Here is a 25,509-nt window from a genome sequence, read left to right as displayed (position 1 = left end):
AGGCCCGGTAAGCGTAGCGCCAGCAGGCATTTATCGTTACTCATCTTCCAGATAAGTATAACCGTACAGACCGGCCTCAAACTCTTCGAGGAACTGTTGCTGCAGCTCGGTATCCAGATCGGTGTTTTTCACCTGGTCACGGAACTGCGTCAGCAGGGTATTCGGATCCAACTGCACGTACTGCAGCATATCCGCCACGGTATCCCCTTCGTCGGACAGCTCAACTTCTACGCTGCCGTCAGGGAAGACGAACACGTCAACCGCTTCGGTATCACCAAACAGGTTGTGCATGTTGCCGAGGATCTCCTGGTACGCCCCCACCATAAAGAAGCCCAGCATCGGCGGGTTCTCCGGGTCATATTCCGGCATCGGCATGGTGGTCGCAATGCCATCACCGTCAACGTAGTGGTCGATAGCGCCATCAGAGTCACAGGTGATATCCAACAGCACCGCGCGGCGCTCAGGTACCTGATTCAGTCCTTCCAGCGGCATTACCGGGAACAGCTGATCGATCCCCCACGCATCCGGCATCGACTGGAACAGCGAGAAGTTGACGTAAATCTTATCCGCCATACGCTCCTGCAGCTCGTCGATAATCGGGCGATGCGCGCGGTTGCTCGGGTCGAGTTGTTTCTGCACTTCATGGCACATGTTCAGATAAAGCTGCTCAGCCCACGCGCGCTCTTGCAGGCTAAAAGTACCTGAAGAGTAACCAACGTGAATATCGTGCAGATCCATCTGGCTGTCGTGCAGCCATTCACGCAGTGAACGACGGGTTCCCGGTTCATGCATTTCTTGCCAGGTTTCCCACATGCTTTGCAAAGCACGCGGCGCATCATCAGCCGGAGGCGTTGCTTCTGTGTGTTCGCTACGCTCAACGCCGATAATGTTTGATACAAGCACGGTATGGTGCGCGGTAACCGCGCGGCCAGACTCGGTGATTACCGTCGGATGCGGCAGACCGTGTTCTTCGCAGGCGTCGCCAATAGCCCAGATGATGTTGTTGGCGTATTCGTTCAGGCCGTAGTTTACGGAACAGTCAGACTGCGAACGGGTACCTTCGTAATCCACGCCCAGACCACCGCCCACGTCGAAGCACTGGATATTGACGCCAAGCTTGTGCAGCTCAACGTAGAAACGCGCCGATTCACGTACGCCGGTGGCGATATCACGAATGTTCGCCATCTGCGAGCCAAGGTGGAAGTGCAGCAACTGAATGCTGTCCAGACGACCGCGCTCGCGCAGAATTTCGACCAGCTGCAGCACCTGGTTTGCCGCCAGGCCGAATTTTGATTTTTCCCCGCCGGAGGACTGCCACTTGCCAGAGCCCTGCGACGCCAGACGCGCACGCACGCCCAGACGCGGAACGACATTCAGGCGTTCAGCTTCATCCAGCACGATTGCAATTTCAGACATCTTCTCGATGACCAGATAGACCTTATGGCCCATCTTCTCGCCAATCAGCGCCAGACGGATATATTCGCGGTCTTTATAACCGTTACACACGATCACGCTACGGGTCATTCCGGCATGGGCCAGAACGGCCATCAGTTCAGCTTTGGAACCCGCTTCCAGTCCCAGCGGTTCGCCAGAGTGGATCAGCGATTCAATCACGCGGCGGTGCTGGTTGACCTTGATCGGGTAAACGAGGAAATAGTCACCGTTGTAACCGTAAGATTCACGGGCACGTTTAAACGCGGCGTTAATCGAACGCAGACGGTGTTGCAGGATCTGCGGGAAGCAGAACAATGCAGGCAAACGCTGGCCCTGCGCTTCACGGGCTTTCACCAACTCAGCAAGGTCAACGCGCGCTTCGGGTACGTCCGGATCCGGGCACACGCTGATGTGACCCAGTTCATTGACGTCGTAGTAGTTATTACCCCACCAGGCAATATTGTAAGTACGCAGCATCTTGCTGGCTTCCTGGGAACTCATTGCAACCTCCTGCATGGAGCGTAGTACACCGTGTTCGCCTGCTGACGAAGGCGAACCCAAAGAAATGTCGTCAGACATAGCGAACCTCAATTTTATTAACAAGTGTAAAACAGTTGACTACTATCGCAATCCGAAGACGCGATAACAACCCAAATACAGGCAGAATTTGCAGCAGATAGTGCTGACGCTCCGACTGTGCGACCGGTTTCTTTTTCATATCAATGTAAACACGTAACCGAACTTAATGCTGACGGTTCGGCGAAACCACGAGAAAACTCTTGTTTACCAAGAGCGCCCTTGTTCAGTTCTTAGTGACCGTTACCGGCTCTTGAGTCCTGAGATACGCCGAGATGGGTATACACTTCATCCTTCATGCAGCCACTTTGTTGGCTACGCTCATTCGCCCCAGTCACGTACTACTCGTACGTTCAGGGGACTCATTCACTTGCCGCCTCGACGCAGCATAAATGATTTTGTGTATATAACATCGACAGGTATGCAAAGCAGAGATGCAGATTGCGGGGGACATATGTACACCAGAACGGTGCGACAGATTCTGCAGAATACAACGGTTCATTATCTCGTATCACCTCCACGGTTGCTCCTTACGGAACAAACCCACAAGCCAAAGCTAAAGTTTTAACCCGGCTGGAAGTGGCAACACGATGAAAACGTCGTGTGCTTTTGTATGAGCCGCGCGCCGCGTTTTATACCGATAAGAAAGTCAAAAAGCAAAAGATAAATATGCACATTGCCAGCACCGTCAGGAAAAATTTCCAGTTACATTTTCAGTACAATGCGACCTCAATCAAAAAAAGCTGGAAATCAGGCGAAGAACTGTCCTAAAATAGCCGTCCAGATGTTAATCCATCTATACCGATTAACACTCAGACTGCCAGTGTCCGTCATCTGCAGACTCATGGTAGAATCTTCTACACATGGCTATTCCACTCGACAGTTTGAGCTAACCAAATTCTCCTTAGGTGAAATTAAATATGGCAAAACACCTTTTTACGTCCGAGTCCGTATCAGAAGGGCATCCTGACAAAATCGCTGACCAAATCTCTGATGCTGTGCTGGATGCAATCCTGGAACAGGATCCAAAAGCACGCGTTGCCTGCGAAACCTACGTCAAAACCGGTATGGTTTTAGTTGGCGGTGAGATCACCACCAGCGCATGGGTTGATATCGAAGAGATCACCCGTAACACGGTTCGCGAAATTGGCTATGTGCATTCCGACATGGGCTTTGACGCCAACTCTTGCGCGGTACTGAGCGCGATTGGTAAACAGTCTCCGGACATCAACCAGGGTGTTGACCGTGCCGATCCGCTGGAACAGGGCGCAGGCGACCAGGGCCTGATGTTTGGTTATGCAACCAACGAAACCGACGTGCTGATGCCAGCACCTATTACCTATGCTCACCGTCTGGTGCAGCGTCAGGCTGAAGTGCGTAAAAACGGCACCTTATCCTGGCTGCGTCCGGATGCCAAAAGCCAGGTAACCTTCCAATATGACGACGGCAAAATCGTCGGTATTGATGCGGTTGTTCTGTCTACTCAGCACTCTGAAGATATCGACCAGAAATCTCTGCAAGAAGCCGTTATGGAAGAGATCATCAAGCCGGTACTGCCGACTGAATGGCTGACCGCTTCGACCAAATTCTTCATCAACCCAACTGGTCGTTTCGTTATCGGCGGCCCGATGGGCGACTGCGGTCTGACCGGTCGTAAAATCATCGTTGATACCTACGGCGGCATGGCGCGTCACGGCGGCGGTGCATTCTCTGGTAAAGATCCGTCTAAAGTTGACCGTTCCGCAGCCTATGCAGCCCGTTACGTAGCGAAAAACATCGTTGCCGCAGGCCTGGCTGACCGTTGTGAGATTCAGGTTTCCTACGCAATCGGCGTGGCAGAACCGACATCTATCATGGTGGAAACGTTCGGTACTGAAAAAGTGCCTTCAGAGCAGTTGACCCTGCTGGTGCGTGAGTTCTTCGACTTGCGCCCGTATGGCCTGATTCAGATGCTGGATCTGCTGCACCCGATTTACAAAGAAACCGCTGCTTACGGTCACTTTGGTCGCGAACATTTCCCATGGGAAAAAACCGACAAAGCACAGTTGCTGCGCGACGCTGCCGGTCTGAAGTAATTTAAACCAGACCTAACGCTTATGAAGACCAGCCTCGCGCTGGTCTTTTTTTATACCTATTTCCTCTCCCACATCCATCACCAAACCGCGCTGATTACTATTGCTTTAAATGAAAATGAAAGCGATTACATCACACCATATTTCCCTCTACCTTGAATTAACATCTCTTAGCCAGCACACTTGCATCACTGTTACATTATCTTTCATCATTGTCTTAAATTCAGACGACAAACATTATTTAATCCCAATAAATAATGTTAACTTTCAATGAATTAACTAATAACCCGCATGAATGACAGTGTAAGCGATTACACTAATGTGATGTGATTCGCATTTTTTTACCCCGTACTCACCTACCCTTAACATCAACAAAACTAGCTACCCAACCGGAGGGCATCATGCCTGACAATAAAAAAACGGGGCGTTCCAACAAAGCCATGACATTTTTTGTCTGCTTTCTGGCAGCCCTGGCTGGATTACTTTTTGGCCTGGATATCGGTGTTATTGCCGGTGCTTTACCGTTCATCACCGACGAGTTTCAAATTACCCCGCACACTCAGGAATGGGTGGTGAGTTCCATGATGTTTGGTGCGGCGGTAGGTGCTGTCGGCAGCGGTTGGCTCTCCTTCAAACTGGGACGCAAAAAAAGCCTGATGATCGGTGCGATCTTGTTTGTTGCGGGTTCACTGTTCTCCGCCGCTGCGCCAAACGTTGAAGTCCTGCTGGTTTCCCGCGTGCTGCTCGGCCTGGCTGTAGGTGTTGCGTCTTATACCGCGCCGCTGTACCTGTCTGAAATTGCCCCGGAAAAGATTCGTGGCAGCATGATCTCCATGTATCAGCTGATGATCACCATCGGTATTTTGGGCGCGTATCTTTCCGATACAGCGTTTAGCTACAGCGGCGCATGGCGCTGGATGCTGGGTGTAATCATCATCCCTGCCCTGCTGCTGCTGGTTGGCGTTATCTTCCTGCCGGACAGCCCACGTTGGTTTGCAGCTAAACGTCGTTTTGTTGATGCTGAACGCGTCCTGTTGCGTCTGCGTGACACCAGCGCAGAAGCCAAACGCGAGCTGGATGAAATCCGTGAAAGTCTGCAGGTGAAGCAGAGCGGCTGGGCGCTGTTTAAAGAAAACAGCAACTTCCGTCGCGCGGTATTCCTTGGCGTTCTGTTACAGGTGATGCAGCAGTTCACCGGGATGAACGTCATCATGTATTACGCACCGAAAATCTTTGAGCTGGCGGGCTACACCAACACCACCGAGCAGATGTGGGGGACTGTTATCGTCGGTCTGACCAACGTGCTGGCAACCTTTATCGCCATTGGCCTGGTTGACCGTTGGGGCCGCAAGCCTACGCTGATCCTTGGCTTTATCGTGATGGCTGTTGGTATGGGCGTGCTGGGTACAATGATGCACGTGGGTATTCACTCGGCATCCGCACAATACTTCGCAGTACTGATGCTGCTGATGTTTATCGTTGGCTTTGCCATGAGCGCCGGTCCGCTGATTTGGGTACTGTGCTCTGAAATCCAGCCGCTGAAAGGCCGCGATTTCGGCATCACCTGCTCTACTGCAACCAACTGGATTGCCAACATGATCGTCGGCGCAACCTTCCTGACGATGCTGAACTCGCTGGGCAGTGCCAACACCTTCTGGGTCTACGGCGGCCTGAACGTACTGTTCATCTTCCTGACTCTGTGGCTGATCCCTGAAACTAAAAACGTCTCTCTGGAACACATTGAGCGTAACCTGATGAAGGGTCGTAAACTGCGCGAAATTGGCGCACACGACTAATCACCAAAGGCTTCCTCCCCAGAGGAGGAAGCCTTCCTCTTGCAGTCCCTTCCCTGTCGCACTATCCTCTGGCGTTATGAAAACCTCCCGTCTCCCTATCGCCATCCAGCAAGCCGTTATGCGTAGCCTGCGGGAAAAACTCGCCCAGGCCAATCTCAAGCTCGAACGCCAATACCCGGAGCCAAAGCTGGTTTACCAACAGCGCGGCACCGCCGCGGGCACTGCGTGGCTACAAACCTATGAAATTCGCCTTAATCCCGTCCTGCTGATGGAAAACGTCGACGCATTCATTAACGAAGTTGTGCCCCATGAACTGGCGCATCTACTGGTGTGGAAGCACTTTGGGCGCGTGCCGCCACACGGGAAAGAGTGGAAATGGATGATGGAAAGCGTTCTGGGCGTACCAGCCCGGCGCACGCATCAGTTTGAACTGCAATCGGTGCAGCGCAAGACCTTTACTTACCGCTGTAAGTGTCAGGAGCACCAACTGACCGTCCGCCGCCATAACCGCGTTGTGCGCGGTGAGGCCACCTACCGCTGTGTTCACTGCGGTGAACCACTGGTTGCAGAATAATCTTCAGAATTATCAGGAACTTTTCTGACCTAACTGATTGCATACTGGAATAACTTTCGCTACGTTGCGGGCTCGTTTTGACACGGAGTTTGTGATGTACCGTCATTTTTCTTTTGCTGCGGCCCTGTTAGCCGCTGCGTTTTCAGGCCCGGTTTTAGCCGAAGGCATCAACAGTTTTTCTCAGGCAAAAGCAGCAGGCGTCAAGGTTAACGCCGATGCACCGGGCGATTTCTACTGCGGTTGTAAAATTAACTGGCAAGGCAAAAAAGGGGTCGTTGACCTCGAATCCTGCGGCTATAAAGTGCGAAAAAATGAAAACCGCGCCAGTCGAATTGAATGGGAGCACGTTGTCCCCGCCTGGCAATTTGGTCATCAGCGTCAGTGCTGGCAGGACGGAGGGCGTAAAAACTGCGCCAAAGATCCGGTCTATCGTAAGATGGAAAGCGACATGCATAACCTGCAACCTGCTGTGGGTGAGGTAAATGGCGATCGCGCTAACTTCATGTACAGCCAGTGGAACGGTGGCGAAGGTCAGTATGGGCAATGCGCCATGAAGGTCGACTTCAAAGAGAAAGTTGCCGAGCCGCCAGCCCGCGCTCGCGGTGCCATTGCTCGTACCTATTTTTACATGCGCGACCAGTACGATCTAACGCTCTCCCGCCAGCAAACTCAGCTTTTTAACGCCTGGAATAAGCAATATCCGGTCACCGACTGGGAGTGTGAGCGCGACGAACGCATTGCAAAGGTACAGGGGAACCATAACCCATATGTGCAACGCGCTTGCCAGGCGCAAAAGAGCTAACCTACACTAGCGTCAATATTTTTAACCATGCCCTGGCCTTTCGCAGCCCAGGGCCATGACGCGGATGTTTAACTATGCGCATTCCTCGCATTTATCACCCTGAGCCAATCACTTCCGGCAGCCAAATTTCACTGTGTGAAGATGCAGCCAACCATATCGGCCGCGTGCTGCGTATGGGACCGGGCCAGGCGCTACAGCTGTTTGATGGCAGCAATCAGGTATTCGACGCTGAAATCACCCACGCCAGTAAAAAAAGCGTGGACGTGAAGGTACTTAACGCTGAACTCGACGATCGTGAATCGCCGTTGCACATCCACCTGGGTCAGGTGATGTCGCGCGGTGAAAAAATGGAATTTACTATCCAGAAATCGATCGAACTGGGTGTAAGCCTCATTACGCCACTTTTTTCTGAGCGCTGCGGCGTTAAACTGGACAGTGAACGCCTGAACAAGAAGCTCCTGCAGTGGCAGAAAATCGCCATTGCCGCCTGCGAACAGTGCGGTCGTAACCGGGTGCCCGAAATTCGCCCGGCAATGGATTTGGAAGCATGGTGCGCGGAACAGGACGAAGGTCTGAAACTGAACCTGCATCCGCGCGCCAGCGCCAGCATCAATACGCTGCCGCTGCCGGTGGAACGCATCCGCTTGCTGATTGGCCCGGAAGGCGGGTTGTCGGCAGATGAAATTGCCATGACCGCACGTTATCAGTTTACTGATATTCTGTTAGGACCTCGCGTTCTGCGTACTGAGACAACCGCGCTCACCGCCATTACTGCGCTACAGGTGCGTTTTGGCGATCTGGGCTAAGGCATAAACGGAGAAGACAATGATTAAGCTCGGCATCGTGATGGATCCCATCGCAAGCATCAACATCAAGAAAGATTCCAGCTTCGCTATGCTGCTGGAAGCGCAACGTCGCGGTTACGAAATTCATTATATGGAGATGGCCGATCTTTATCTGATCAACGGTGAAGCCCGCGCCCATACGCGTACCCTGAGCGTAGAGCAGAACTACGACAAATGGTATGAGTTCAAGAGCGAGCAGGATCTCCCGCTGGCAGACCTGGACGTTATTCTGATGCGTAAGGATCCGCCATTTGATACCGAGTTCATCTACGCAACCTATATTCTGGAACGTGCAGAAGAAAAAGGGACGCTGATCGTCAACAAACCGCAGAGCCTGCGCGACTGCAACGAAAAGCTGTTCACCGCATGGTTTGCCGACCTGACGCCGGAAACGCTGGTCACGCGTAACAAAGCGCAGCTGAAAGCCTTCTGGCAAAAACACAGCGACATCATTCTCAAACCGCTGGATGGTATGGGCGGCGCATCTATTTTCCGTGTGAAGGAAGGCGACCCGAACCTTGGCGTCATTGCTGAAACGCTGACCGAGCACGGTACCCGCTACTGCATGGCGCAGAACTATCTGCCAGCAATTAAAGATGGCGATAAACGCGTCCTGGTGGTCGATGGCGAACCCGTTCCTTATTGCCTGGCGCGTATTCCGCAGGGCGGCGAAACCCGTGGCAACCTGGCCGCTGGCGGTCGTGGCGAGCCGCGTCCATTGACCGACAGCGACTGGGAAATTGCACGTCGCATTGGGCCAACGCTGAAAGCGAAAGGTTTGATTTTTGTCGGTCTGGATATCATTGGCGATCGCCTGACGGAAATTAACGTTACCAGCCCAACCTGTATTCGTGAAATTGAAGCGGAGTTCCCGGTTTCGATTACCGGTATGCTGATGGATGCCATTGAGGTGCGTTTGCAGAAATAAATACGTTGCCGGATAGCGACGCCATCGCGTCTCATCCGGCCTGGAATTGCACCCCGCAGGCCGGATTAGGCGAAGCCGTCATCCGGCAATGCTATCTTCAGAGGGTGACATCTTCGAGCTTTGCCCACATACTGGGCTCTGTTGCTTTTTTGAACCAGGAAACAGAACCTCTGACAATGAATTTACAGCATCACTTTCTGATTGCCATGCCTGCTCTCCAGGATCCGATTTTCCGCCGTTCCGTGGTGTACATCTGTGAACATAATGAGAACGGAGCAATGGGGATTATCGTTAATAAGCCTCTGGAAAACTTACAAATTGAAGGGATTCTGGAAAAGCTGAAGATTACCCCAGAAGAACGCGATCCGGCCATTCGTCTGGATAAACCAGTGATGCTCGGCGGCCCGCTGGCGGAAGACCGTGGATTTATTCTCCACACTCCACCGTCACGCTTTGCCTCCAGTATTCGCATCTCAGATAACACCATCATCACAACCTCCCGCGATGTACTAGAAACCCTGGGTACGCAGGAGCAACCGTCCGAAGTGCTGGTTGCGCTGGGTTATTCATCATGGGAAAAAGGTCAACTGGAACAAGAGCTACTGGATAACGCCTGGCTCACGGCGCCCGCAGACCTCAACATCTTATTCAAAACGCCGATTGCCGACCGCTGGCGCGATGCGGCGAAGCTTATCGGGATAGATATTCAGACCATGCCTGGCGTGGCGGGACATGCCTGATGAGCGGAACATTACTCTCTTTTGATTTTGGTACGAAAAGTATTGGTGTTGCTGTTGGTCAGCGCATTACCGGTACGGCGAGACCGTTGCCCGCCATTAAAGCGCAGGACGGTACGCCAGACTGGAGTTTGATTGAACGCCTGCTGAAAGAATGGCAGCCGGATGAAATCATTGTCGGCCTACCACTCAACATGGATGGCACAGAACAGCCCCTTACCGCGCGCGCGCGTAAGTTCGCTAACCGTATTCACGGTCGCTTTGGCGTAACCGTAACGCTGCACGATGAACGCTTGAGCACCGTCGAGGCCCGCTCCGGCCTGTTCGAACAAGGCGGATACCGGGCGTTGAATAAAGGCAAAGTGGACTCCGCTTCTGCCGTTATTATTCTCGAAAGCTATTTCGAGCAGGGCTACTAAAGCCGACCCTGCGCCTGGCGCTGCTGCTGACTTTGTGCAAATGTCTGCATACCTGTCTGTTGCCCGGTTTGAATTACGCCGGGTAGCTGATGCGTTTTCCCTTCACGAATCAAATTGCCCACGGCTGGCGTGTTGACGAGCAGCTCAAATAGCGCCACGCGTCCTCCCAGCTTATCTTCCTCCAGCTTTTGCGAAAGTACCGCCCGCAGGCTGTCTGCCAGCTGATTACGCACCGGATCTTTCTCCTGTGCGGGAAAGGTATCCACCATCCGCGCGATGGCCTGCGCCGCCCCTCGCGTATGTAACGTTGCCAGCACCAGATGCCCGGTTTCCGCTGCCGTTAATGCCAGACGAATGGTTTCCGCGTCGCGCAGTTCGCCCAGCAAAATGACGTCGGGATCTTCACGCAGCGCGCCGCGTAAACCGGCGGCGAAAGAAGCGCAGTGTACGCCCACCTCCCGTTGGTGAATAAGACAACGCTGGCTGGTGTAGCGATATTCAATCGGGTCTTCCAGCGTCAGAATATGCCCCGCAACATGCTGATTCAGGTACTCTACCATCGCCGCCAGAGTCGTTGATTTACCGCTACCGGTAGCGCCTGTCACCAGAATTAACCCATTTTCACTGCGCAGCAGTTCAGGTATGACGTCAGGGGTCTGGAGATCGTCTAAACGTGGGCAATCAAGCGGGAGCAATCTTAGCGCCAGCGAGGTTCCCTGTTGATGAGCAAAAGCACTGGCGCGCAGCCGCCGGGAACCTGCCAGCGCAATAGCAAAATCAATCTGCCCCTGTTCCTGCCACTGTACCTGTTGTTGCTCACTGAGCCAGCACATCAGCAGATTCTCCACGTCAGGCGTAGTAAAGGGTGCGATTTCGACTTTTCCACGTATGCGCCAGCGCGCACGCCATGCATTGCACAGGTGTAGATCCGACACGTTATGCTTTACACTAAGGGCCACTATTTCTTCCATATTCATATGAACATCCTCGGAAAATGAACGATATCGCGCATAACCTGGCACATGTCCGGGACAAAATCTCAGCCGCCGCGACGCGTTGCGGGCGGTCTTCAGAAGAAGTTACATTGCTTGCAGTCAGCAAAACCAAACCTGCGAGCGCCATCGAAGAAGCCATTGCCGCCGGGCAGCGTGCCTTCGGTGAAAACTATGTGCAGGAAGGGGTGGATAAAATCCGCTACTTCCAGGAAAAAGGCGTCAACGATCTGCAGTGGCACTTTATCGGCCCGCTGCAGTCCAACAAAAGTCGTCTGGTCGCCGAGCACTTTGACTGGTGCCATACGATCGACCGTCTGCGTATCGCTGCCCGTCTGAGCGAACAGCGCCCGGCGGAACTGCCGCCGCTCAATGTACTGATTCAAATTAATATCAGCGATGAGAACAGTAAGTCAGGAATTCCGCTGGCAGAGCTTGATGCACTAGCCGCTGAAGTCGCTGCACTGCCGCGCATTACCCTGCGTGGTCTGATGGCGATTCCGGCTCCAGAGTCAGATTATGTAAGGCAGTTTGAAGTTGCACAGCAAATGGCGGTAGCATTTGCCGGGTTGAAAACACGCTACCCAGGCATCGACACTCTCTCACTGGGAATGTCTGATGATATGGATGCCGCCATCGCGGCGGGTAGCACGATGGTGCGCATTGGCACTGCCATTTTTGGTGCTCGTGATTACACTAAAAAATAAGGAAAACTAAGGAACACCATGAATACGTTGACCTTCCTGCTCTCAACGGTAATTGAGCTGTATACCATGGCGCTGCTGCTGCGCGTGTGGATGCAATGGTCTCGCTGCGATTTTTACAACCCGTTCTCGCAGTTTATAGTGAAAATCACTCAGCCCATCATTGGGCCGTTACGCCGCATTATTCCCCCGATGGGGCCGATCGACAGCGCATCGGCATTAGTTGCGCTCGTTCTCAGCTTTATCAAAGCAATCGTGCTGTTTAAGGTGGTCACGTTCCAGCCGATCATCTGGATCGCCGCCGTACTGATTGTCCTGAAGACTATCGGGCTGCTGATTTTCTGGGTGCTGCTGGTGATGGCAATTATGAGCTGGGTCAGCCAGGGCCGCAGTCCTGTAGAGTACGTGCTGATTCAACTGGCGGATCCGCTGCTGCGTCCTATCCGTCGCATACTTCCAGGCATGGGCGGGATCGATTTCTCCCCAATGATTCTGGTTCTGCTGCTCTACGTTATTAACATGGGCATCGCGGAAGTGTTGCAGGCGACAGGCAACATGCTGCTGCCGGGGCTGTGGATGGCGCTATGAGTGCCGTTACACCCAGCGACGACGGTCTGGTTTTACGGCTCTACATTCAGCCTAAAGCCAGCCGTGACAGTATTGTGGGTTTACATGGCGACGAAGTTAAAGTCGCCATTACCGCCCCGCCAGTAGATGGCCAGGCCAATAGCCATCTGGTGAAGTTTCTCGGCAAACAGTTCCGTGTGGCAAAAAGCCAGGTCGTCATTGAGAAGGGCGAGCTTGGTCGTCACAAACAGGTTAAAATCATTCATCCGCAACAGATCCCGCCCGAAATTGCGGCGTTAACTGATTAGGTATCCTATGCAAAAAGTTGTCCTCGCGACCGGCAATGCCGGTAAAGTGCGTGAACTCGCCTCTCTTCTGAGTGATTTCGGTCTTGATGTTGTTGCCCAAACGGAACTGGGTGTTGATTCTGCAGACGAGACCGGGCTGACGTTTATTGAGAACGCCATTCTGAAGGCGCGTCATGCCGCGCAAATTACCGGCTTACCGGCCATTGCTGATGACTCAGGTCTGGCAGTAAATGCCCTTGGCGGCGCGCCGGGTATCTATTCAGCCCGCTATTCCGGCGAAGATGCGACCGATCAGCAGAACCTGGAAAAACTGCTTCACACCCTGCAGGATATTCCTGATGACAAGCGCCAGGCGCAGTTCCATTGTGTGCTGGTGTATATGCGCCATGCAGACGATCCAACGCCTGTTGTGTGCCACGGAAGCTGGCCGGGCGTGATTACCCGTGAACCTGCCGGAAACGGTGGTTTTGGCTACGACCCGATCTTCTTTGTGCCGTCTGAAGGGAAAACCGCAGCCGAACTGACCCGTGAAGAAAAGAGTGCAATTTCTCACCGCGGCCAGGCGCTGAAGCTGCTGCTGGATGCCCTGCGTAATGGTTAAGCTTCCGCCGCTAAGTCTTTATATTCACATCCCGTGGTGCGTGCAGAAATGCCCGTACTGCGACTTCAACTCGCATGCGCTAAAGGGCGAAGTCCCTCATGACGACTATGTGCAGCATCTGCTGAGCGATCTGGATACTGAGGTGGCCCATGCCCAGGGACGTGAAGTAAAGACGATTTTTATCGGTGGTGGCACGCCGAGCCTGCTTTCTGGCCCGGCGATGCAAACGCTGCTCGACGGCGTGCGAGCACGGCTGAATCTGGCCGAAGATGCAGAAATCACGATGGAGGCGAATCCCGGGACGGTGGAAGCCGATCGCTTTGTGGATTATCAACGCGCTGGCGTCAACCGTATCTCGATTGGCGTACAGAGCTTTAGCTCCGCCAAACTCGAACGTCTGGGACGTATTCACGGGCCGGAAGAAGCCAAACGAGCAGCACACCTGGCGAGCGGTCTGGGGCTACGCAGCTTTAACCTCGACCTGATGCATGGTTTACCGGATCAGACGCTGGAAGAGGCGCTGGGTGATTTACAGCAGGCCATCGCGCTCAACCCACCGCATCTTTCCTGGTATCAGTTGACCATCGAACCCAACACGCTGTTCGGTTCCCGACCGCCGGTTTTACCGGACGATGACGCACTGTGGGATATTTTTGAGCAAGGCCACCAGCTACTGACCGCCGCGGGATATCAGCAGTACGAAACCTCAGCCTACGCCAGACCGGGTTATCAGTGTCAGCACAACCTTAACTACTGGCGTTTTGGCGACTATCTTGGCATTGGCTGCGGCGCACACGGTAAGATCACATTCCCTGACGGACGAATCCTGCGCACCACCAAAACACGGCATCCGCGTGGGTATATGCAAGGGCGTTATCTCGAAAGCCAGCGCGATGTCGCCGAAGCCGATAAGCCGTTCGAGTTCTTCATGAATCGTTTCCGGCTGCTGGAAGCCGCGCCTCGCGCGGAGTTTACGCAATATACCGGTCTTACCGAAGACGTTATTCGTCGACAGATCGATGAGGCTATTTCCCAGGGCTACCTGAGTGAATGCGATGAGTACTGGCAGATTACCCAACACGGTAAGCTGTTCTTGAATTCGCTGCTGGAGCTGTTTCTGGCGGAGTGATGGCTGGTGAACGTAGGCCTGATAAGCGTAGCGCCATCAGGAAAATTGCCGGATGGCGGCTGCGTCTTATCCGGCCTACAGGGTTAGGGCGGTAAGCGCAGCCACCTTCATCGATTAATACTGATTAAACATTTCCTGGATCTGCTTAGGATCCTTGGTTTGAGTCAGCGCAAGCTGCAGCAGAACACGTGCTTTTTGCGGGTTCAGGGAACCTGAAGCCACAAATCCGTATTTTGCATCATCAACTTCTGCATCCTGTGTAGTGGCGCCCGTTGGTACACGGGATGAACGCACTACAACGGTACCTTTATGCGCGGCGGTTGCCAGCGTATCGAAAATGGTTTTATACAGGTTACCGTTACCTACACCCGCACTGACGATCCCGGCGTAACCCGCATCCACCAGCGCTTTTGCCGGCAGATCGGAGGCGTTAGCGTAGTTATAAACAATTCCAACCTTCGGCAGCTCGGTCAGCTTAGACACATCGAACGGAGTAGACGTGGTGTGCTTACGCGCAGGCGTACGCTGGTAGTCGATTTTACCGTTATGGATGTAACCCAACGGGCCGTAGTTAACGGATTTGAAGGTAGCGACGTCGGTAGTGTTGGTTTTAGTCACGTCACGACCATCCATAACGGTGTCGTTCATCACCACCAGCACTCCGCGGTTGGCAGAGGCTTTGTCTGCGGCAGTTACTACTGCGTTATACAGGTTAAACGGGCCATCAGCGCTCATACCCGTAGACGGACGCATTGCGCCGACCAGCACCACCGGTTTGTTACACTTGACGGTCAGGTCGAGGAAATAGGCGGTTTCTTCCATGGTATCCGTACCATGTGTTACCACGAAGCCGTCGGTTTTATCACACTCGGTATTAATCTTTTTCGCCAGCGTTAACCAGACTTCGTCATTCATATCCTGGGAGCCGATATTCACCACCTGCTCGCCTTTAACGACAGCGATATCTTTCAATTGAGGTACGGCCTCAACCAGACTTTCTACGCCAACCTTGCCTGCCGTGTAGTTAGATTTTGTCGCGGAATCACCGCCGCCGGCAATCGTCCCACCGGTCGCTAAAATGGTGATGTTTGGCAGTGCAAGCGCCGCGCCGCTGAAACCCATAACCAGTGCGGCAAGTGCCGTTTTCTTGAAAAACTCCATGTTATTTCTCCAGTTACTTGAATTTGCAGCATTATGTCTATCCTACAGATGAATAATGTGACGAGTTCCAATTAACCAGATTTATATCTCCACCAAATTGCCGTTCTTAGAGATGGATATCAAAAAAACAGAAATATACAAAATAAAACGGCACAGAATGTTTCTGTGCCGTTAATAAGAGGTGAAGATTATTTCAGAGTGCTAACCAGCGTTTTACGATCGTTTTCCAGCGTCACAACGCGGGAACAGACATCTTTGCCAAACTGCTGGAAGTCTTGTTCCTGATTCTTCCATTCGTTCTGAATTGAGGTCTGCAAACCACCGAGGCTTCCGAGTACGCCCTGCAGTGGATTACCACCGCCTTTGAGCACGGCTTTCGCCCCCATTTCGTTGATGCTGTCCTGCAAAATGCCGCCCATCGCCTGATTAACCAGCTGTTGTCCGTCCGCGCGGACCTGATCAATCGCCTTATAATGGAAAGTCAGGCCATCAGTTCGATGCTCGATGATGCGGTTCATCTGCTCTTTCAATTGCGCATCCAGCTTGGTTAAGCGGCCACGCATGTTGCTGCTTTCACCGACCTCTTTGGCGATGATTTTGTCCAGCGCCACGCGACCTTTCTCTACGCGCGCTCTGGCACCTTCGTCGATCCACGGCAGGCTGCTACGCAACGCCGCCTGATAATCTTTGGCCTGCTCACGCTGTGCGGCATTCAGGTTGTACTGTTTACCGTTGAAGGTGACATCGCCAGCCTGGGTAATAACCAGGTCGCCATTCTCGCCCTTCACCTGCACCGTTTGTGGGCTCAAAATCACATCGTCACGCGGGGTGACGCTGCACTGGTAATCTGCATGTGCGGCCATCGCCGTGAACGTTAGGACTGCCGCCAGCAGCGTTTTGCGCATCATATCTTTCCCTCAATACAAATCGGGTCGGCATTTGCCGACCCTGTGCTACTTAGTCCCACCAAATATCGAAAAGTTCGCTGGTACGCACTTCTTCGAGTTTGTGCTCTTCCAGCCACTTACGCACGATTGCCTGGTGTTCTTCGGTGCATTTGCCGATTTCCTGCAGACAGATCAGACCTTCCCAGGCCAGATAGCCGCTGCCGTCAAAAGCCAGCTTGTTCGGTTCGATGACTTCATTGATAAAGTCATCAACGATTTGATCGACCTGCTCTCCAGATGTACCTTCCGGGAAACGCCATGCAACCGAAAATCCTACTTCCTGGAATTCTTCGATGTGCATCTTTTTACGCAGACGACGGCTACGGTTCTTTGCCATTATTTCACCCTCTCGAACATTAAGTCCCATACGCCGTGGCCAAGACGATGACCACGTTGTTCAAATTTGGTTACCGGGCGCGATTCCGGGCGCGGTACATAATCGTTACTCTCTGACTGGTTTTTATACCCGTCAATCGAGGACATCACTTCAAGCATGTGCTCCGCATACGCTTCCCAGTCGGTCGCCATATGGAACACGCCGCCCAGCTTCAGCTTACTTAAGATATGCTCAGCAAACGGTACCTGAACGATACGGCGTTTATTATGACGTGCTTTATGCCACGGGTCAGGGAAAAACAGCTGAACCATAGATAAAGAATTGTCAGGAATCATTTTATGCAGGACTTCAACGGCATCATGGCACATGACGCGCAGGTTCTCGACACCCTCTTCATGGGCTGAAGCCAGACACGCACCAACGCCAGGTGAGTGAACCTCAATGCCGAGGAAATTCTGTTCCGGACGCGCTTTCGCCATTGCAACCAGCGACGCTCCCATACCAAAACCGATTTCCAGCGTGACTGGCGCGTCACGGCCAAACAGTTCTGCGAAATCTACAGGCTCTTCGCTGAACTCAACGCCCATCACCGGCCAGTAGTTTTCCAGCGCGTGTTCCTGCCCTTTCGTCAGTCGCCCCTGGCGACGAACAAAACTACGAATCCGGCGCAGAGGGCGGCCGTTTTCATCAAATTCCGGTGAAATGACGTCGTTCTTCATAAAAGTTTAGTCTGCTGTGTTTGAGTTCTGAAAACGGGCATTATCCAAAGTTAGTTGCCGGATGCAAGTAAAGGAAGAAAGTGAGCAGCGGAAAGTTCCGGTTTACACCCCGTTGCCGCTGTGCTGCAATCTTGCCCCCGGCAATAATGAAACGGTAATCATGCAAGCGTCTCAATTTTCGGCTCAGGTTTTGAGCTGGTACGACAAATACGGGCGGAAAACGCTGCCCTGGCAAATTGACAAGACGCCTTACAAAGTATGGCTCTCTGAGGTAATGCTGCAACAAACTCAGGTTGCGACCGTTATCCCCTATTTTGAGCGCTTTATGGCGCGCTTCCCAACGGTAACGGATTTGGCCCATGCGCCGCTGGATGAAGTTCTGCATTTGTGGACCGGGCTGGGTTATTACGCCCGTGCGCGTAATCTGCATAAAGCCGCGCAGCAGGTTGTGACGCTGCATAGCGGTATATTTCCGCAAACCTTTGATGAAGTAGCCGCCCTACCTGGCGTCGGACGTTCAACCGCAGGCGCGATCCTTTCTCTCTCTCTGGGTCAGCATTTTCCGATTCTCGACGGTAACGTCAAACGCGTGCTGGCTCGCTGTTATGCTGTAAGCGGCTGGCCGGGTAAAAAAGAGGTCGAAAAGAAGCTGTGGGAGCTGAGCGAGCAAGTTACGCCGGCCCAGGGTGTTGAGCGTTTTAATCAGGCGATGATGGATTTAGGCGCAATGGTCTGTACGCGCTCAAAACCTAAATGTTCCCTGTGTCCGTTGGAAAATGGCTGTGTGGCGAGCGCCAATGCAAGTTGGGCGTTGTATCCCGGTAAAAAGCCCAAACAGACGCTACCGGAACGAACGGGCTATTTTTTACTGATGCAGCATGATGACGAAGTGCTGCTTGCACAGCGACCGCCCAGCGGCTTATGGGGTGGTTTATACTGTTTTCCGCAGTTTGACGACGAAGATGGACTGCGCAACTGGCTGGCGCAACGACAAATTAACGCAGATAATCTGACCCAACTTAATGCGTTTCGCCATACCTTTAGCCATTTCCACTTAGATATTGTGCCTATGTGGCTTCCCGTGTCTTCATTCACCTCATGCATGGATGAAGGCAACGCGCTCTGGTATAACTTAGCGCAACCGCCGTCGGTCGGACTGGCGGCTCCCGTGGAGCGTTTGTTACAGCAATTACGTGCCGGTACACACGTTTAACGTACCGGACGATAGAGAGGACTTTTTATGAGCAGAACGATTTTTTGCACTTTCCTGCAACGCGAAGCAGAAGGCCAGGATTTTCAGCTGTACCCGGGCGATCTGGGAAAACGCATTTATAACGAGATTTCTAAAGAAGCATGGGCGCAATGGCAGCATAAACAGACCATGCTGATTAACGAGAAAAAACTCAATATGATGAACGTCGAACACCGTAAGTTACTGGAACAGGAGATGATTAACTTCCTGTTTGAAGGTAAGGATGTGCATATTGAAGGCTATACGCCAGAATCATAAGAACCGTTGCCGGATGGCGCTGCGCTTATCCGGCCTACGTTTTAATCTGGTCCTTGCAAACAACAAACACAACACGCACTCCCGGAATGATGAAAAAATTTCTCGCGCTTGCCGTTATTGCGCCGTTGCTCATCTCCTGTTCCAGTTCGACCAAAAAAGGCGATTCCTATAACGAAGCCTGGGTCAAGGATACCAACGGTTTTGATATTCTGATGGGGCAATTTGCCCATAATATTGAGAATTTGTGGGGATTTAAGGAAGTGCTGATTGCGGGTCCGAAGGACTACGTCAAGTATACCGATCAGTATCAAACCCGCAGCCACATCAACTTTGATGACGGTACGATAACCGTCGAGACCATTGCCGGGACAGATCCCGCCGGACACCTGCGTCGGGCGATTATCAAGACATTGCTGATGGGCGATGATCCGGGTTCTATCGACCTCTATTCCGATGTCGACGACATTAAGATTTCCAAAGAGCCATTCCTGTACGGACAGGTTGTTGATAATACCGGCCAGCCCATTCGTTGGGAGGGGCGTGCCACCAACTTTGCCAACTACCTGCTGCAAACACGACTTAAAAGCCGCAGCAATGGCCTGCGTATCATCTATAGCGTGACGATCAATCTGGTGCCGAACCACCTTGATAAGCGCGCGCATAAATACGTTGGCATGGTGCGTCAGGCTTCACGTAAGTATGGCGTCGACGAGTCGCTGATTCTGGCTATCATGCAAACCGAATCCTCGTTTAACCCGTATGCGGTGAGCCATGCCGATGCGCTGGGACTGATGCAGGTGGTACAGCACAGCGCCGGGAAAGATGTGTTCCGCTCACAAGGGCGCTCAGGCACACCAAGCCGTAGCTTCTTGTTTGATCCGGCCAGCAACATTGATACCGGCACGGCCTATCTGGCAATGCTCAACAATGTCTATTTAGGTGGTATCGATAATCCGACCTCACGCCGCTATGCGGTAATCACCGCGTACAACGGCGGTGCGGGCAGCGTGCTGCGCGTGTTCTCGAACGATAAAATTCAGGCCGCGAATATCATTAACAGCATGTCTCCAGGTGACGTTTATCAAACGCTGACCACCCGACATCCCTCTGCTGAATCACGCCGATACCTTTACAAGGTCAATTCCGCACAAAAATCCTATCGACGCCGCTAATGTATTCCTCTTCAGCCCCCTAAAACGGGGGCCTGAAGCACCAAAAATGTTAACTCCATCACTCTTTTGCTTTGCAATCAGAAATTGTTTGCAAATATTTGTCACAGGTAACAAAAAAAGAGTGCCTCTCATTGATAGAATCACATCATATAGCCACGGCAAATGTGCCTTTTAAAACATTCATCCGCATTACGGTGTGAGGAAATTAACATGAATCTTAAGCTGCAGCTGAAAGTTCTCTCGTTTCTGCAGTTCTGCTTATGGGGTAGTTGGCTCACTACCCTCGGCTCCTATATGTTTGTCACCCTTAAATTCGATGGTGCATCCATTGGCGCGGTGTATAGCTCGCTGGGGATCGCCGCCGTGTTTATGCCAACGCTGTTAGGGATCGTGGCCGATAAATGGATCAGTGCGAAGTGGGTTTACGCCCTTTGCCACCTGGTCGGCGCAGGAACGCTGTTTGCCGCAGCCGAAGTCACCACGCCAGGGGCCATGTTCTTTGTGATCTTGCTTAACTCCCTGGCCTATATGCCAACACTGGGGCTAATCAACACCATCTCCTACTATCGCCTGCAATCTGCCGGGATGGATATCGTTACCGACTTCCCGCCAATTCGTATCTGGGGCACCATCGGCTTTATTCTGGCGATGTGGGCAGTGAGCTTCTCCGGCTTTGAACTGAGCCATATGCAGCTGTACATCGGTGCGACATTGTCCCTGGTACTGGTACTGTTCACCCTGACGCTGCCGCATATTCCGGTTGCCAATCAGCAGAAAAACCAGAGCTGGACATCAATGCTCGGTCTGGATGCTTTCGCGCTGTTTAAAAACAAGCGTATGGCGATTTTCTTCATCTTCTCAATGATGCTGGGCGCAGAGCTGCAGATTACCAATATGTTTGGTAACACCTTCCTGCACAGCTTCGATAACAACCCACTGTTCTCCGGTAGCTTTATCGTGGAACACGCATCGGTGATGATGTCGATTTCACAGATTTCCGAGACGCTGTTTATCCTGACCATCCCGTTCTTCTTAAGCCGTTACGGTATTAAGAACGTGATGCTTATCAGTATTGTGGCGTGGATGCTGCGCTTCGGCCTGTTTGCCTACGGCGATCCAACGCCGTTCGGTACCGTGCTGCTGGTTCTGTCGATGATTGTTTACGGCTGCGCCTTCGACTTCTTCAACATCTCTGGTTCCGTGTTCGTGGAGAAAGAAGTACGCCCTGAAATCCGCGCCAGCGCACAGGGTATGTTCCTGATGATGACCAACGGTTTCGGTTGTATTCTGGGCGGACTGGTGAGCGGTAAAGTCGTTGAACACTATACGCTGAACGGTATTACCGACTGGCAGACCGTGTGGTTGATCTTCGCAGGTTACTCGCTGGTTCTGGCTTTTGCCTTCGTTGCGCTGTTTAAATACAAACACGTACGCGTTCCAGCAGGCACACAGACTATCGCGCACTAACGTTTACGCAGAGAAAAGCGGGTTGCCAAAAGGTAACCCGCTTTTTTTGCGCTTACTTCACCACATATCCATACAGACGCTTAATACCGTCTGCATCCGTTTCACTGTAAACACCTTGCAGCTCCGGCGAGAAGCCTGGCAACAGGTTTACGCCCTCTTCCAGCGCCAGAAAATATTGCTGTACCGCCCCACCCCATACTTCGCCCGGTACCACGCACAGCACGCCCGGAGGATAAGGCAGCGCACCTTCCGCCGCAATGCGGCCAGCTGCTTCACTAATCCGCACCAGTTCAACATCACCACGGATAAAAGCGCTGTTCGCATCCTGTGGGTTCATCGCCACGGCAGGTAAACTTTCCTGACGGAACATCGCTTTTTGCAGATCTTTCACATCAAAGCTGACGTACAGTGAGTGCATCTCCTGGCACAGTTCACGCAGCGTGTAATCCCGATAGCGTACCGGATACTTGTTGAAGATAGTGGGCAGCACATCTGCCAGCGGCGTATCGTCTTCAATATGCTGCTCAAACTGCGCCAGCATCGCCACCAGTTGCGCCAGTTTCTCTGCGCTTTCTGCCGGGGTCAGCAGGAACAGAATCGAGTTAAGGTCGCATTTCTCCGGTACGATGCCGTTTTCACGCAGGTAATGCGCCAGAATCGTCGCCGGAATACCAAACTCGGTATATTGCCCGGTTTGTGCGTCAATGCCTGGAGTGGTTAACAGCAGTTTGCAAGGGTCAACGAAATACTGGTCACGCGCGTAGCCGGAAAAACCATGCCATTTAGCACCCGGTTCAAAGCTAAAGAAGCGGCGCTCGCTGGCAATCACCTGCGTCGGATAGCTTTCCCACGGTTTGCCATCAACTACCGGGGGAATAAACGGCTGAATCATCTTGCAGCGGGTAAGTATCGCTTTACGGGCCTCAATGCCCAGCGTCACACACTCCGCCCATAGCCGACGGCCGCTCTCGCCTTCATGGATTTTGGCGTTAATGTCCAGCGCCGCAAACAGCGGGTAAAACGGACTGGTGGAAGCATGCAGCATAAATGCATTATTCAGACGCTTATGCGGGCAGAACCGCGCCTGACCGCGAATATGGTTATCCTTTTTGTGGATCTGCGAAGTTTGCGAGAATCCGGCCTGCTGTTTGTGTACCGACTGGGTGACAAAAATCCCCGGATCGTTAGCATCAAGCTCCAGCAGCAGCGGTGACCCATCGGCCATCATCGGAATAAATTGCTCGTAACCGACCCATGCGGAGTCAAACAGGATGTAATCACACAGATGACCGATCTTGTCGATCACCTGCCGGGCGTTGTAGATCGTACCGTCATAGGTGCCGAGCTGAATGATCGCCAGACGGAACGGGCGCGGTTGATCGGCCTTTTGCGGCGCAACCTCGCGAAGTTGCTGGCGCAGATACTCCTCATCAAAGCAGTGCTCGTCAATACCACCAATAAAGCCAAACGGATTACGCGCCGCTTCCAGATACACCGGCGTCGCACCCGCCTGGATCAGCGCACCGTGGTGGTTCGACTTATGGTTATTACGGTCAAACAGCACCAGATCGCCGCGCGTCAGCAGCGCATTGGTTACTACTTTATTGGCCGCAGAGGTGCCGTTCAGCACAAAGTAGGTTTTATCCGCGTGGAAAACTTTCGCGGCAAATTTCTGCGCATGTTTCGCCGAGCCTTCATGAATCAGCAGATCGCCAAGCTTAACGTCGGCGTTGCACATATCCGCGCGAAACAGATTCTCGCCAAAGAACTCGTAGAAATGGCGCCCCGCAGGATGCTTTTTAAAGAACTCACCGTGTTGATGTCCTGGGCAGGCAAATGTGCTGTTCCCCATCTCGACATACTGAGTCAACGTGTCATAGAACGGCGGCAGCAAATCTTCTTCATACTGACAGGCAGCAGACTCCAGCTCCAGCCAGTCCTGCGCCTGACCGCGAATGACCGCATTCACGCCCGCCGGCAGATCAACATCCGACTCTGCGAACAGAAACACGGGTATATGAAAACCGGTGCGTTTCAGCAAAGCAAGGATCCCGCTGCGGCTATCCGCAACGGTAATGACGACTGCCGCAACGTCAGTAAAATCAGTACTGTCCAGCGACACCACCTGACGATGGCTGGACAAACGAGAAACCAGTTCTCCACTGGCGGCAATTTTCATTGATTTCATAAGCGCAATAACCCGTTTCGGGAAAATCAAAAGTCCCGGACAAAGCCATATTGCTTTGCCCACGAAATGACAGGTCAAACTGGTTACCAGCCCCGACCGCCAGACATCAGTAAAAGCAGATAGCCTCTGATTTTACTGTTATCCTGCAGTGAGCGTGCGCTGCCCTCACCGCATGGTGGGAGCGTAAAGATAAGTCGCAGGAAGGGGCAAACGTCGCGCAAAAAGGCGATGTTGAAGGCGATGTAGGGGGAGTAATATCATCCCAGGCAGCCCCATTCAGACAGGAGAAAATTCGCGCAATCATGGCACCTTTCACTTTCAGGCGCAAGATAAAATCCGGAGCCTGAACCTCACAGATAAACAAGCAATCCGCCTGTCAATCGCGGCATAATAATGCAATCTGAAAACATATTTTACCCAGAGAATTGCCTTTAGCATCAAGACGATAATGGGTATGCAGGAGCAAACGTGGTAATTGGACCCTTTATTAATGCTGGCGCCATTTTATTTGGTGGTGTTCTCGGCGCACTACTCAGCCAGCATTTACCGGAACGCATTCGTGCCTCCATGACCTCCATATTCGGATTGTGCTCTTTGGGAATTGGTATTTTGCTGGTTATCAAATGCGCTAACCTACCGGTGATGGTCCTGGCTACGTTGGTCGGTGCATTAATTGGTGAGTTCTGTTATCTGGAAAAAGGGATCAATACCGCGGTTGCCAAAGCGCAGCAGCTTTTCACCCGGTCGGATGCCAACACCACGCACGAATCCTTCATCCAGAGCTATGTGGCCATCATCGTGCTATTTTGCGCCAGTGGTACCGGGATCTTCGGGGCAATACATGAAGGGATGACCGGCGATCCAAATATTTTAATCGCCAAGTCGTTTCTTGATTTCTTCACGGCCATCATTTTTGCCTGTTCATTAGGTATCGCGGTATCGGCAATTTGTGTACCAATGCTGGCAATCCAGTTAACGCTTGCCACCTGCGCGGCAATGATTTTGCCCCTAACGACGCCAGCCATGATGGCCGATTTCAGCGCCGTAGGTGGACTGCTGTTGTTGGCAACCGGTTTACGTATTTGTGGAATCAAAATGTTTGCGGTTGTGAATATGCTTCCTGCCCTTCTGCTGGCAATGCCGCTTTCCGCCGCGTGGACGGCATTTTTTGCCTGAGAATGCGTGCAATAGCAACAATGTGGTGATAGATTGTGCAGTCTGCATTGATTTGAAGAAATTTCGTTGACGAAGCGAAGCGAATCGGGTTTAATGCGCCTCGTTGCCCGGATAGCTCAGTCGGTAGAGCAGGGGATTGAAAATCCCCGTGTCCTTGGTTCGATTCCGAGTCCGGGCACCAAATTCATATCAACGGACCTCCACGGAGGTCCGTTTTTGCATTCCAGGCCCACCAAAATCAGTGTCTCGCGAATCTCCCAATTCCACTGAACTCAACCAAATTCTACCCGCATCAAGTCCCTTGCGAGGGTACAAATGAGGGTATAGTCTGGTTCGATAATCGGTGTA

Annotated in this window: 26 protein-coding genes, 1 tRNA gene and 1 pseudogene; 19 read left to right on the top strand and 9 right to left on the bottom strand. The window is 52.5% G+C overall.

Annotated features, from left to right (window positions below; all coding sequences use genetic code 11):
• Positions 1-36: 36 nt before the first annotated feature.
• The 3 genes and pseudogenes from speA to JQN59_RS27150 form a co-directional block, all read right to left on the bottom strand.
• The gene (gene speA, locus JQN59_RS04035) at positions 37-2,013 is read right to left on the bottom strand and encodes a biosynthetic arginine decarboxylase (protein ID WP_071692619.1); all 1,977 of its coding nucleotides are present in this window, start codon (positions 2,011-2,013) and stop codon (positions 37-39) included.
• Positions 2,006-2,152, bottom strand: a complete 147-nt coding sequence (gene yqgB / locus JQN59_RS04030; protein ID WP_071692618.1) for an acid stress response protein YqgB — start codon at positions 2,150-2,152, stop codon at positions 2,006-2,008. The genes speA and yqgB overlap by 8 nt, the downstream gene beginning before the upstream one ends.
• Before the next feature lie 258 nt (positions 2,153-2,410).
• A pseudogene (locus JQN59_RS27150) lies at positions 2,411-2,512 on the bottom strand (hypothetical protein); the annotation flags it as partial.
• 418 nt (positions 2,513-2,930) lie between these two features.
• On the opposite strand from JQN59_RS27150, the gene metK reads away from it, so the two are divergent.
• The 8 genes from metK (at position 2,931) to ruvX (ending at position 10,183) form a co-directional block, all read left to right on the top strand.
• Positions 2,931-4,085, top strand: a complete 1,155-nt coding sequence (metK, locus tag JQN59_RS04020; protein WP_020996311.1) for a methionine adenosyltransferase — start codon at positions 2,931-2,933, stop codon at positions 4,083-4,085.
• 398 nt (positions 4,086-4,483) lie between these two features.
• Positions 4,484-5,878: a galactose/proton symporter gene (gene galP / locus JQN59_RS04015; protein WP_008785766.1), complete on the top strand. Its 1,395-nt coding sequence runs from the start codon at positions 4,484-4,486 to the stop codon at positions 5,876-5,878.
• 76 nt (positions 5,879-5,954) lie between these two features.
• Entirely contained in the window at positions 5,955-6,452 is a 498-nt protein-coding gene (locus JQN59_RS04010) for a SprT family zinc-dependent metalloprotease (protein WP_003825440.1), read from the top strand.
• A 94-nt stretch (positions 6,453-6,546) separates the two neighbouring features.
• Positions 6,547-7,254, top strand: a complete 708-nt coding sequence (endA, locus tag JQN59_RS04005; protein WP_008785767.1) for a deoxyribonuclease I — start codon at positions 6,547-6,549, stop codon at positions 7,252-7,254.
• Positions 7,255-7,328: 74 nt separating this feature from the next.
• Positions 7,329-8,060 (top strand): 16S rRNA (uracil(1498)-N(3))-methyltransferase, encoded by a 732-nt coding sequence (rsmE, locus tag JQN59_RS04000; protein WP_149608188.1) that lies wholly within the window; start codon positions 7,329-7,331, stop codon positions 8,058-8,060.
• A gap of 19 nt (positions 8,061-8,079) precedes the next feature.
• Positions 8,080-9,027 carry a glutathione synthase gene (gene gshB, locus JQN59_RS03995; RefSeq protein ID WP_048215574.1) on the top strand — a complete coding sequence of 316 codons (948 nt, stop codon included), beginning with the start codon at positions 8,080-8,082 and terminating at the stop codon, positions 9,025-9,027.
• A gap of 176 nt (positions 9,028-9,203) precedes the next feature.
• Entirely contained in the window at positions 9,204-9,767 is a 564-nt protein-coding gene (locus tag JQN59_RS03990; RefSeq protein WP_003027086.1) for a YqgE/AlgH family protein, read from the top strand.
• Positions 9,767-10,183: a Holliday junction resolvase RuvX gene (gene ruvX, locus JQN59_RS03985; protein WP_003825428.1), complete on the top strand. Its 417-nt coding sequence runs from the start codon at positions 9,767-9,769 to the stop codon at positions 10,181-10,183. Before JQN59_RS03990 ends, ruvX begins: the two co-directional genes overlap by 1 nt.
• Here the strand turns inward: ruvX and JQN59_RS03980 are convergent.
• Positions 10,180-11,160 carry a type IV pilus twitching motility protein PilT gene (locus JQN59_RS03980; protein ID WP_149608187.1) on the bottom strand — a complete coding sequence of 327 codons (981 nt, stop codon included), beginning with the start codon at positions 11,158-11,160 and terminating at the stop codon, positions 10,180-10,182. The two genes, ruvX and JQN59_RS03980, sit on opposite strands and share 4 nt — an antisense overlap.
• A gap of 17 nt (positions 11,161-11,177) precedes the next feature.
• Here JQN59_RS03980 and JQN59_RS03975 point away from each other — a divergent pair, with 17 nt between their 5' ends.
• The 5 genes from JQN59_RS03975 to hemW are packed head-to-tail and all read left to right on the top strand — an operon-like array spanning position 11,178 to position 14,484.
• The gene (locus JQN59_RS03975; RefSeq protein WP_103284733.1) at positions 11,178-11,882 is read left to right on the top strand and encodes a YggS family pyridoxal phosphate-dependent enzyme; all 705 of its coding nucleotides are present in this window, start codon (positions 11,178-11,180) and stop codon (positions 11,880-11,882) included.
• Positions 11,883-11,900: 18 nt separating this feature from the next.
• Positions 11,901-12,467, top strand: coding sequence for a YggT family protein (locus JQN59_RS03970; protein WP_003825417.1), 567 nt, complete (start codon positions 11,901-11,903; stop codon positions 12,465-12,467).
• A complete protein-coding gene (gene yggU / locus JQN59_RS03965) occupies positions 12,464-12,754 on the top strand; it encodes a DUF167 family protein YggU (RefSeq protein ID WP_149608186.1) in 291 nt (96 codons plus the stop codon). The genes JQN59_RS03970 and yggU overlap by 4 nt, the downstream gene beginning before the upstream one ends.
• Before the next feature lie 7 nt (positions 12,755-12,761).
• Entirely contained in the window at positions 12,762-13,355 is a 594-nt protein-coding gene (locus JQN59_RS03960; protein WP_003825414.1) for an XTP/dITP diphosphatase, read from the top strand.
• Positions 13,348-14,484 (top strand): radical SAM family heme chaperone HemW, encoded by a 1,137-nt coding sequence (gene hemW / locus JQN59_RS03955; protein ID WP_003825412.1) that lies wholly within the window; start codon positions 13,348-13,350, stop codon positions 14,482-14,484. Before JQN59_RS03960 ends, hemW begins: the two co-directional genes overlap by 8 nt.
• A gap of 114 nt (positions 14,485-14,598) precedes the next feature.
• On the opposite strand, the gene ansB is transcribed toward hemW, so the two are convergent.
• The 4 genes from ansB to trmB form a co-directional block, all read right to left on the bottom strand.
• Positions 14,599-15,645: an L-asparaginase 2 gene (ansB, locus tag JQN59_RS03950; protein WP_149608185.1), complete on the bottom strand. Its 1,047-nt coding sequence runs from the start codon at positions 15,643-15,645 to the stop codon at positions 14,599-14,601.
• Positions 15,646-15,833: 188 nt separating this feature from the next.
• On the bottom strand, positions 15,834-16,553 hold the full coding sequence (locus tag JQN59_RS03945; RefSeq protein ID WP_003825409.1) for a DUF2884 domain-containing protein: 720 nt from the start codon (positions 16,551-16,553) through the stop codon (positions 15,834-15,836).
• A 49-nt stretch (positions 16,554-16,602) separates the two neighbouring features.
• On the bottom strand, positions 16,603-16,929 hold the full coding sequence (locus JQN59_RS03940) for a YggL family protein (RefSeq protein WP_003027115.1): 327 nt from the start codon (positions 16,927-16,929) through the stop codon (positions 16,603-16,605).
• Positions 16,929-17,648 (bottom strand): tRNA (guanosine(46)-N7)-methyltransferase TrmB, encoded by a 720-nt coding sequence (gene trmB / locus JQN59_RS03935; protein ID WP_003825406.1) that lies wholly within the window; start codon positions 17,646-17,648, stop codon positions 16,929-16,931. The genes JQN59_RS03940 and trmB overlap by 1 nt, the downstream gene beginning before the upstream one ends.
• Positions 17,649-17,808: 160 nt before the next feature.
• Here trmB and mutY point away from each other — a divergent pair, with 160 nt between their 5' ends.
• The 4 genes from mutY (at position 17,809) to JQN59_RS03915 (ending at position 21,797) form a co-directional block, all read left to right on the top strand.
• Positions 17,809-18,861, top strand: a complete 1,053-nt coding sequence (gene mutY, locus JQN59_RS03930; RefSeq protein ID WP_128611816.1) for an A/G-specific adenine glycosylase — start codon at positions 17,809-17,811, stop codon at positions 18,859-18,861.
• A gap of 27 nt (positions 18,862-18,888) precedes the next feature.
• Complete coding sequence (locus JQN59_RS03925) at positions 18,889-19,158, top strand: oxidative damage protection protein (protein ID WP_003027126.1); 270 nt, start codon at positions 18,889-18,891, stop codon at positions 19,156-19,158.
• Between the two features lie 86 nt (positions 19,159-19,244).
• Positions 19,245-20,330, top strand: coding sequence for a membrane-bound lytic murein transglycosylase MltC (gene mltC / locus JQN59_RS03920; protein WP_008785777.1), 1,086 nt, complete (start codon positions 19,245-19,247; stop codon positions 20,328-20,330).
• Between the two features lie 210 nt (positions 20,331-20,540).
• Positions 20,541-21,797 carry a nucleoside permease gene (locus tag JQN59_RS03915; protein ID WP_008785778.1) on the top strand — a complete coding sequence of 419 codons (1,257 nt, stop codon included), beginning with the start codon at positions 20,541-20,543 and terminating at the stop codon, positions 21,795-21,797.
• 52 nt (positions 21,798-21,849) lie between these two features.
• On the opposite strand, the gene JQN59_RS03910 is transcribed toward JQN59_RS03915, so the two are convergent.
• On the bottom strand, positions 21,850-23,985 hold the full coding sequence (locus JQN59_RS03910; RefSeq protein ID WP_128611708.1) for an ornithine decarboxylase: 2,136 nt from the start codon (positions 23,983-23,985) through the stop codon (positions 21,850-21,852).
• 468 nt (positions 23,986-24,453) lie between these two features.
• On the opposite strand from JQN59_RS03910, the gene JQN59_RS03905 reads away from it, so the two are divergent.
• Both JQN59_RS03905 and JQN59_RS03900 read left to right on the top strand, forming a co-directional pair.
• Entirely contained in the window at positions 24,454-25,161 is a 708-nt protein-coding gene (locus JQN59_RS03905) for a DUF554 domain-containing protein (RefSeq protein WP_048215570.1), read from the top strand.
• A 105-nt stretch (positions 25,162-25,266) separates the two neighbouring features.
• Positions 25,267-25,342, top strand: a tRNA-Phe gene (locus tag JQN59_RS03900).
• Positions 25,343-25,509: the final 167 nt, after the last annotated feature.

The sequence above is a fragment of the Citrobacter sp. B72 genome (assembly GCF_016894305.1).
Classification (GTDB): domain Bacteria; phylum Pseudomonadota; class Gammaproteobacteria; order Enterobacterales; family Enterobacteriaceae; genus Citrobacter; species Citrobacter portucalensis.
Note: the sequence above shows the minus strand (reverse complement) of the source record. Positions and strands in the feature narration are given on the sequence as shown.

What these genes read in the sequence shown, in the direction of transcription:
- speA (WP_071692619.1), bottom strand. Translation starts at nt 2,013, where the DNA reads ATGTCTGACGACATTTCTTTGGGTTCGCCTTCGTCAGCAGGCGAACAC.
- yqgB (WP_071692618.1), bottom strand. Translation starts at nt 2,152, where the DNA reads ATGAAAAAGAAACCGGTCGCACAGTCGGAGCGTCAGCACTATCTGCTG.
- metK (WP_020996311.1), top strand. Translation starts at nt 2,931, where the DNA reads ATGGCAAAACACCTTTTTACGTCCGAGTCCGTATCAGAAGGGCATCCT.
- galP (WP_008785766.1), top strand. Translation starts at nt 4,484, where the DNA reads ATGCCTGACAATAAAAAAACGGGGCGTTCCAACAAAGCCATGACATTT.
- JQN59_RS04010 (WP_003825440.1), top strand. Translation starts at nt 5,955, where the DNA reads ATGAAAACCTCCCGTCTCCCTATCGCCATCCAGCAAGCCGTTATGCGT.
- endA (WP_008785767.1), top strand. Translation starts at nt 6,547, where the DNA reads ATGTACCGTCATTTTTCTTTTGCTGCGGCCCTGTTAGCCGCTGCGTTT.
- rsmE (WP_149608188.1), top strand. Translation starts at nt 7,329, where the DNA reads ATGCGCATTCCTCGCATTTATCACCCTGAGCCAATCACTTCCGGCAGC.
- gshB (WP_048215574.1), top strand. Translation starts at nt 8,080, where the DNA reads ATGATTAAGCTCGGCATCGTGATGGATCCCATCGCAAGCATCAACATC.
- JQN59_RS03990 (WP_003027086.1), top strand. Translation starts at nt 9,204, where the DNA reads ATGAATTTACAGCATCACTTTCTGATTGCCATGCCTGCTCTCCAGGAT.
- ruvX (WP_003825428.1), top strand. Translation starts at nt 9,767, where the DNA reads ATGAGCGGAACATTACTCTCTTTTGATTTTGGTACGAAAAGTATTGGT.
- JQN59_RS03980 (WP_149608187.1), bottom strand. Translation starts at nt 11,160, where the DNA reads ATGAATATGGAAGAAATAGTGGCCCTTAGTGTAAAGCATAACGTGTCG.
- JQN59_RS03975 (WP_103284733.1), top strand. Translation starts at nt 11,178, where the DNA reads ATGAACGATATCGCGCATAACCTGGCACATGTCCGGGACAAAATCTCA.
- JQN59_RS03970 (WP_003825417.1), top strand. Translation starts at nt 11,901, where the DNA reads ATGAATACGTTGACCTTCCTGCTCTCAACGGTAATTGAGCTGTATACC.
- yggU (WP_149608186.1), top strand. Translation starts at nt 12,464, where the DNA reads ATGAGTGCCGTTACACCCAGCGACGACGGTCTGGTTTTACGGCTCTAC.
- JQN59_RS03960 (WP_003825414.1), top strand. Translation starts at nt 12,762, where the DNA reads ATGCAAAAAGTTGTCCTCGCGACCGGCAATGCCGGTAAAGTGCGTGAA.
- hemW (WP_003825412.1), top strand. Translation starts at nt 13,348, where the DNA reads ATGGTTAAGCTTCCGCCGCTAAGTCTTTATATTCACATCCCGTGGTGC.
- ansB (WP_149608185.1), bottom strand. Translation starts at nt 15,645, where the DNA reads ATGGAGTTTTTCAAGAAAACGGCACTTGCCGCACTGGTTATGGGTTTC.
- JQN59_RS03945 (WP_003825409.1), bottom strand. Translation starts at nt 16,553, where the DNA reads ATGATGCGCAAAACGCTGCTGGCGGCAGTCCTAACGTTCACGGCGATG.
- JQN59_RS03940 (WP_003027115.1), bottom strand. Translation starts at nt 16,929, where the DNA reads ATGGCAAAGAACCGTAGCCGTCGTCTGCGTAAAAAGATGCACATCGAA.
- trmB (WP_003825406.1), bottom strand. Translation starts at nt 17,648, where the DNA reads ATGAAGAACGACGTCATTTCACCGGAATTTGATGAAAACGGCCGCCCT.
- mutY (WP_128611816.1), top strand. Translation starts at nt 17,809, where the DNA reads ATGCAAGCGTCTCAATTTTCGGCTCAGGTTTTGAGCTGGTACGACAAA.
- JQN59_RS03925 (WP_003027126.1), top strand. Translation starts at nt 18,889, where the DNA reads ATGAGCAGAACGATTTTTTGCACTTTCCTGCAACGCGAAGCAGAAGGC.
- mltC (WP_008785777.1), top strand. Translation starts at nt 19,245, where the DNA reads ATGATGAAAAAATTTCTCGCGCTTGCCGTTATTGCGCCGTTGCTCATC.
- JQN59_RS03915 (WP_008785778.1), top strand. Translation starts at nt 20,541, where the DNA reads ATGAATCTTAAGCTGCAGCTGAAAGTTCTCTCGTTTCTGCAGTTCTGC.
- JQN59_RS03910 (WP_128611708.1), bottom strand. Translation starts at nt 23,985, where the DNA reads ATGAAATCAATGAAAATTGCCGCCAGTGGAGAACTGGTTTCTCGTTTG.